The following is a 6,851-nucleotide window of genomic DNA, read 5'->3' as shown; positions in this document are numbered from 1 at the left end:
TGTAAATTATACAGCTATGATTACGTTCGTCGAAGACGTTGGCGCAGCCATCGCCTCCATTTTATTATGGTTATAGTTTGAAAACACGCCCTACGCCTACGCTTTACTTTCAAGACAGTCGCTACACAATTGAATATTTTTTAGGAATCCCTTAAAAATTCTGCATCATAATCCATACTACCCCAGCCGCTACTAGAGGCACGCTGAGGTTATCTGTGCCGTGGGGTGAGACTGCCTCTGCTAGGGTGGCGAAAGTAGCAGTTACCACCGCCGTTAATAAAGCCCATCCTAAACCCAAAGGCTTTGCTAGGGGACTCAGCGACGAACCTGGTAGCAACAACAGCACCAAGAAAATCACCACTGTACTCGCTACAAACATTGCTGCCGAACCCTCCCAGGAACGCACAGAATTTCCCACTTGGTACTTATGCTGCCCGAAGCGTCTACCGATTAATGCAGCTAGTGCATCCCCCCAGGTCATCGCCATTATCCCAGCTACAGCAATTGGGGCGCTATCTACTGGGCCGTCTGGTCGCCATAATAGCCCGAAAAGCAGTGTCACTGAGATAGCAAAATAAATTGTACCAGGTGAGCTATCCTGGGTATCCATTGCGCCGATGATTCGGTAGCGGTAAAATAGGTAGTTGAGTCCGATAAAGGTAGCAAAAGGTATAATTCCGATTTCCCAGTGGTTAAACAGCAGCAGGACGCCAAAAGCCCACATCCCTGCACCAATATGGATCACTTTGCGGGTCAAATCCGGCTTCACACCAAACAGCCTACGCAGTCCCTCGCCAATGACAAGCAGACTAGTCGCGTAAATATAAGAAACTACCAGCCCGATAAAATCATTGTTTGTCATTTGTCATTTGTTAAGAGTTAGGAATTATTATTCTCCCCTGCCCATCTGCTCTCCTGCTTCTTCATTTGGGTCGATCGCTATTTCGTCTCAGGTTCTTTTCTACTAACGATACACTGCCAATACCTTGAAGAATACCACGACCGATTAAACCTAAACCCCGACCAACTATTTGGGTAAGGATGAAGACTATACCGCTACCTACAAAAGCTAATAGTGATTTTAAACGCGGTGCGATCGCATCACTAAATTCTAGCAGCAAGGTCACTACTAAAGGAATATTAGAAAGTTTTGCTAACTCCTGATTTCGAGGAGCATAAACTGAAGTAGTGGCAATACCACGAGGCGCAATTACAAATAGTTCGTAGCGACTTTCAAAAACTGCTTTTGGCTCATTTATATAATTTTTGAAACGATATTTCCACGACAAATCATTTCTAAATCGTTCAATTTCCCTTGTGGAAATCAATTGACGACCATAAAAGTTTTGCTTAATTATTTCTACATCTGCTAAAGAGTTTAGTAGTGGTTGCACTACCCCATTCGCTACTTGAATCAACAAGTTCTCTACAATCATTAACGCTTGAGACTTGGCTTCAGCACTCACTACTGGATAAGAGGCATTATCAATGTTCAATTCTGTTTGAAATAGCAGATAACAATACAACTCAAAAACTAGGGGTATTTTATTGAGAATATCTCTTTGAACAACTTCAATATTTTGCAATAATAAATTAACAATTTCTAGATTCTGATTTCCTAATTTTATCCGAGAAAATTTTCCGAAAAAGTCTGTAGTTGCTGCTTGCCATAAATCGCGTAATAGGGGAATTTTTACTTCATATAATTGATTTATCTCAATTTTAGAAGCACGCAGATCATCCAACTGTTGAGCCAATTTTTGGAGGATAAGATAAAGTAATTCCCGTTTTTTATCTTCACGAAATATGTCAATTTCTAAAGGCACATCTGTAACATTTCGTAACGGATATTGAAGTTTGGTAACGCAGGATGCAAACAAGGCAGATTGTAGTGTTCCCGGACTAAGTAAAGGTGACACAGTTTGGCTTTGTTGAATCGAACTACTTAATGAAGAAGTGAGAGGCGGCTGATCAGTAACCGGGATATCCTCCTCTTGCCTTTCTTGTGGTGAAACCAACAACCGATTTAGCAACCAACGAGCCCCTAACAGTTCTCGCCGCCGTCCAGCTAAAATTGCTCGATCTAGTACTGGTAGTCCGGGAACTTGTAATTGTGCTGTTACTGTGGCTAGAGTAGCGTCAATGTAACCAATTCCTGACAAACGTAAATTATTTCGCAGTCTAGAGAAGGGGAGAGGGGAGACGCGATTAATCGCGTCTGTACAGGAGTTAGGAGTAAAGACGCGATTAATCGCGTCTGTACAGGAGTTAGGAGTTATTATTGCTTCGGTGTCCTGGAACCAATAGTCACCACCATTTGCAACTTCTTGCATAGCGGTGACTAACTCAGGGAGTGGTGTGCCTTTTGGGCAGTAGCCATTAATACCAACAGATTTTGCGGCCAATAGCAGTCCTTGTTCTTGAACAGAACTGAGGAGCAAAATTGGCAGGTTGGGATATAAGGCTCTGAGTTGCCGACAGAATTGTAAACCTAGCTGTTGACTGGTGGTGGAGCGACTATTACCGAATTCTAAAACCACCAAATTTACCTGATTAGGGTCTTTTTGGGCAATTTCTGCTAAAATCTGCAAGGCAGCAGTGTAAGTTTCTACTACTGCGATCGCTTCTAGGTGAGGAATTGCTTCCAGACCTACCCGTAATCCCAGACGAAAAATTGGGTCTTGGTCGATTAACAATAATTTTAGAGGGCGATCGCTCATAGTCTGCTTAATTACACAAGCATTATTTTTTACCAATCAGAAAACAGCTTTGATACAAAACTTTATCTTCCTCATTCTTACCTGTTTTCGCAAACTGATAAATCGATCATAATTGCCATAGGCAGCCTTCACTGTGTAATTAAATGAACTTGAGTATTCGGCACTGGTTGGCAGAACGCTATATCGCAATCAATCAAATCAGAGGATTTTCAGCGGGACAATTGGCAGGTATTGCCTTCCATATTGTTCAGGATATGGAAGTCAAAAGCTTAATGCCTTTTGATATCTGTACTTTGGTAGAGGTTTTAGAACTGCCTTTAGGTATTGTTTGGCAAGAAATCAGTGTCATTTCTCAGTTGACAGAAAACCTGTTGCGTAGCCTCAGCCAAAAAAAACCATTAAAACGTAACGAAGGCACATGGCTAGCGTTTCAAATTGGCTATCTCCAGGCTTTGCAAGCAATTATAGAGCAGGAAGAAAAGCTGCAAAGACCGTGGCTAGACCGGGCAAGTATACCCATTCAACCACACATACTTAAACAGGAAGTGGGTAAACTTACTCTCCAAGATCCGCAACTGCAAGGATTGTTGAAAACTTTTAGCCCAGGTAAATTGACTGACACTCAAGCTGAACAAGCACTATCTTTGGTTGCAGATTCATTACTGGTGCAACAAATAAATAATGCTGCTATAGCTTGGTTAGTTGCCAATGGTGCAGAGGAACCCGAAGCTAAACTCTTAACACAGCGTTTGCTCCACTCACTTCCTGGTCACTTACTGGTAGTCGTTACCGAGAATGCTGCACCTTTAGCCCAACTGCAAAAATTTTTCCGTTTGGGGATTTCATTATCTCCTAGTTTGATCACCCCAAAAGTTGTTTCTACAGTCGGTGAGAAAATTGATTTGCACCGAGAACATTATCGTGCAAGTTTGATTCAAAATCTGAGTATGCCTTTGCTGATGGAATCCTTTGCCCTTAAAGATATCTATGTGCCACAGAAAGGTTTACCAATAGAAGAAAGTATTTCTGAACAGGATAAAAAAACTGTTAAACCAGTTGATTTAAAGACATGGGCGCAGCAACAGCTAACTGATTTAGAAACCATCGCTGTGATTGAGTCTGAACCTGGTTATGGAAAAACTAGTTTTTGTCAACTTTGGGCGGCACAGGTAACACAGGAATTTTACCCTACTTGGATGCCTATAGTAATTAGGTTGCGGGATGTAAAATACGGTAAAACTTTAATCGAAACCTTGAATTCTGCTTTTCATATTAATCTTTCAACTTGGTTAGAGCAAGAAAATCTCCCTTGTCTATTGCTGCTGGATGGTCTGGATGAACTACCCCCTTCTGCTCAAGGTATAAGGGCCCAAGCAATTTTTATTCAGCAATTACTGAACTTTCAATTTCAGCACCGACACAAATTTGTCTTAACAAGTCGGTCAAAGACTTTACAAGAAATCGCCCCAGAACTATCGCTATTATTGAGGCGAATTATAATTCAGCCGTTGGATGTGGAGGAACTCAAACAATGGTTTCAGCAGTGGGCAAAAGTGCAATCGTTGCCCATCGCTCAAAATTTCTTTACATTATTAAAACAGGCAGGCTTATTTGCCAGCCAATCAAAGTTTCCAGGATTATCTGTCCTTGTCCGTCAACCCCTAATGCTGCATTTGTTAGGAATTTTGCACCGCGACGGACTGCTAGATGATCAACTATTGCAGTTAGCTAGTAATTCCCAAAATTCTTCTCTGTTATGGGAAATTTATCATCGCCTGAGTCGATGGTTGTTGGGCTATCCGCTAATTGGTGGGATCAAAACGATGCTACTACGCTCAGGATCAGCTCATATCCACCGAACTCCAGAAGCGATCGCTAATTTACTCGCTGGTGGCCATCCCCAAGATTTACTTGAGCAGATGCAAGCGATCGCTCTCAAAATCTTACACTCACAACGTCATCAAATTAATTGGGCTGAGGAATCTAATACTTTGCCAGGGTTTTACTTTAAAATTCGGGATTTAAAAAGCTCACACACAAGCGCAGCAAAAAGTAGTTTAATTGAGTTTTCCCATGTCAAGTTAGGAGAATTTCTTTGTGCAGAAGATATTGCTGCCCAACTTAAATTTCTGACTCAGTACCAAGATGAGGCTTATGGTACGCTTACTTTTGTGCTTGATTCTCACAGTGACGTTGCCCAGCATATTTACAATTTACTAGGTTACGGGATACTTAGCCAAGAAATTGAAGAACTAGCGATCGCCAGATTGCGGCGAGAGCAAAAGCACAAATTTTCCTTTGAAGTTTTGTTTCAACGTCTTTTGTCTTTCTGGCGTGCTTACTGTCAAGGTCGTTGGTTAGATGAGGGAATAGCCCACAAAGCTTTGACTCATTTTCAGGCACTGCAAAATCCTGTGAATGTTGAACAGGTGAATGCTGCGGTGGGACTGAATGTGTTTTTATTGCTTTGTGCTTGCTACCAAGAAACAAAAGTTCCTTTTTGGCCTTGTGGGAATCCAATTAATTTAACAGAATTCAATCCAGAGGCGCTAAGTGCGCTGATTGCTAGGACAACGGTTTTGCACAAAAGTGCCTTCGCAACCCGAATCAAGTCTCTGGCTGAACTCAACTTATCGGCAGCCTGTTTATTGCAAGTGATGTTAACTGGGGTAAATCTTAAGCAGATAAACTTATCTAATGCGGAGTTAATCGGGGCAAACCTTGCAGGTGCAAACCTGCAACAGGCGAACCTTGCAGGTGCAAACCTGCAACAGGCAAACCTTACAGGTACAAATCTCCAACAGGCAAACCTTACAGGTACAAATCTTCAACAGGCAAACCTTACAGATGCAAATCTTAATTCTGCCAATCTTACCAACGCCTATTTATTTGATGCCATTCTCACTGAGGCTGACAAAAAATTGGCCGCTAATAATGGTGCTTTGTTCTCCAAAGAGTCGTTTCAAAGACTGAAACATTTGCGTAGTTTTCCGCCGCAGGCATCACATCAGCCCTTCTTAAACACCGTAAAAATTACGCCAAACACAAATGTTAATTGGAACGAAACCCCTGTGATCGGACTAATTGAAAGCTGTGAAGGCACAATTTTACCAGTAGATTTGTATGATGATGATGCCGATGATGAGACAGTTTTTGGCAATAATTCCATTGATGAAAGTAATGGTTATTAGGTTTTATTGCCTAGTAAAGCTAGAATCCAGACTTCTAACTCTTAACTCTTAACTCTTCACTCCTAACTCCTATCACTCTTCTTGCGGGTTGCGGTAGCCAAAAAAGTTAATACTGTAGTCAGTAATCCGCACTCCTGTTTGTTCCTCAATTTTGCGGATAAAATCTTCTGGCAGTTCTACATGAACATCAAGAATTTGATTTGTATCTATACAGTTGACATGACTGTGAGAGTCACTGATATTGCCGTACAAACGCCCATCACAGCGTTCAATACACTCAATAATGCCTTGAGAGGATAATGCTTCTAAATTTTGATAAACAGAGGTATGACCGATTTCTTTACCTTGTTGGTTCAAGCGATCATAAATCTCTCTTGCAGCAAGGTGTTCATTTGCTTGCCAAAGTAATTCCAGAATAAAGCGACGCTGACGACTGACGCGCATACCCAGGATTTGACAGCGCTCAAGCGCATCTTCTAAGGAACGAATTGGTTTTGTAGAAATTGTTTGTTTTTGCATATTACAGCTTGTTTACTGTTAAGGGAATTTTCCCATTTCAATGTTTATTGGTTATTTAATATATGCAATGATATTGCACACCGATCTTTTACCTGTACTTGTGTTTTGGCTTTTGATGCTGCGGAAGTCACAGGTAGCAATAATGATTTTTTTGGTTGTTGACGGCTACTTTGTCAGACCTTAATTTAAAACAAACTCATTACAACTTTAACTTAAAATTGCTGTAAATGTCCACCTTACGGCAGGTGTTGCCTTTTGTAAGTAGGCTAATTATAATGACATACTATGTTAATCGTGTAGTAATTTTTTCTTTAAAGATAAGTAATTATTGCATTTATAAAAATAATATTTAAGTATAGCAAAATACGTGTACGTGAGTGGCATAGGTGTATAGCCCGTCGCAGGCATCGCCTGTGGCTCA

At 41.1% G+C, this 6,851-nt stretch carries 4 protein-coding genes; 1 reads left to right on the top strand and 3 read right to left on the bottom strand.

The window, feature by feature from the left end:
• Positions 1-151 precede the first annotated feature (151 nt).
• Complete coding sequence (locus V7L29_RS10025; protein ID WP_334735341.1) at positions 152-862, bottom strand: diacylglycerol/polyprenol kinase family protein; 711 nt, start codon at positions 860-862, stop codon at positions 152-154.
• 61 nt (positions 863-923) lie between these two features.
• Complete coding sequence (locus tag V7L29_RS10020; protein WP_334735346.1) at positions 924-2,720, bottom strand: DUF3685 domain-containing protein; 1,797 nt, start codon at positions 2,718-2,720, stop codon at positions 924-926.
• A 143-nt stretch (positions 2,721-2,863) separates the two neighbouring features.
• Between V7L29_RS10020 and V7L29_RS10015 the strand changes: the two genes are divergently transcribed.
• On the top strand, positions 2,864-5,911 hold the full coding sequence (locus V7L29_RS10015) for a pentapeptide repeat-containing protein (protein WP_334735340.1): 3,048 nt from the start codon (positions 2,864-2,866) through the stop codon (positions 5,909-5,911).
• A 72-nt stretch (positions 5,912-5,983) separates the two neighbouring features.
• Here the strand turns inward: V7L29_RS10015 and V7L29_RS10010 are convergent, their stop codons facing one another.
• Positions 5,984-6,430 carry a Fur family transcriptional regulator gene (locus tag V7L29_RS10010; protein WP_334689958.1) on the bottom strand — a complete coding sequence of 149 codons (447 nt, stop codon included), beginning with the start codon at positions 6,428-6,430 and terminating at the stop codon, positions 5,984-5,986.
• Positions 6,431-6,851: the final 421 nt, after the last annotated feature.

The sequence above is a fragment of the Nostoc sp. genome (assembly GCF_036916575.1).
Lineage (GTDB): Bacteria > Cyanobacteriota > Cyanobacteriia > Cyanobacteriales > Nostocaceae > Nostoc.
The sequence above is the reverse complement of the archived record's forward strand: the minus strand, read 5'-3'. Positions and strand labels throughout refer to the sequence as shown.

What these genes read in the sequence shown, in the direction of transcription:
- V7L29_RS10010 (WP_334689958.1), bottom strand. Translation starts at nt 6,430, where the DNA reads ATGCAAAAACAAACAATTTCTACAAAACCAATTCGTTCCTTAGAAGAT.
- V7L29_RS10025 (WP_334735341.1), bottom strand. Translation starts at nt 862, where the DNA reads ATGACAAACAATGATTTTATCGGGCTGGTAGTTTCTTATATTTACGCG.
- V7L29_RS10020 (WP_334735346.1), bottom strand. Translation starts at nt 2,720, where the DNA reads ATGAGCGATCGCCCTCTAAAATTATTGTTAATCGACCAAGACCCAATT.
- V7L29_RS10015 (WP_334735340.1), top strand. Translation starts at nt 2,864, where the DNA reads ATGAACTTGAGTATTCGGCACTGGTTGGCAGAACGCTATATCGCAATC.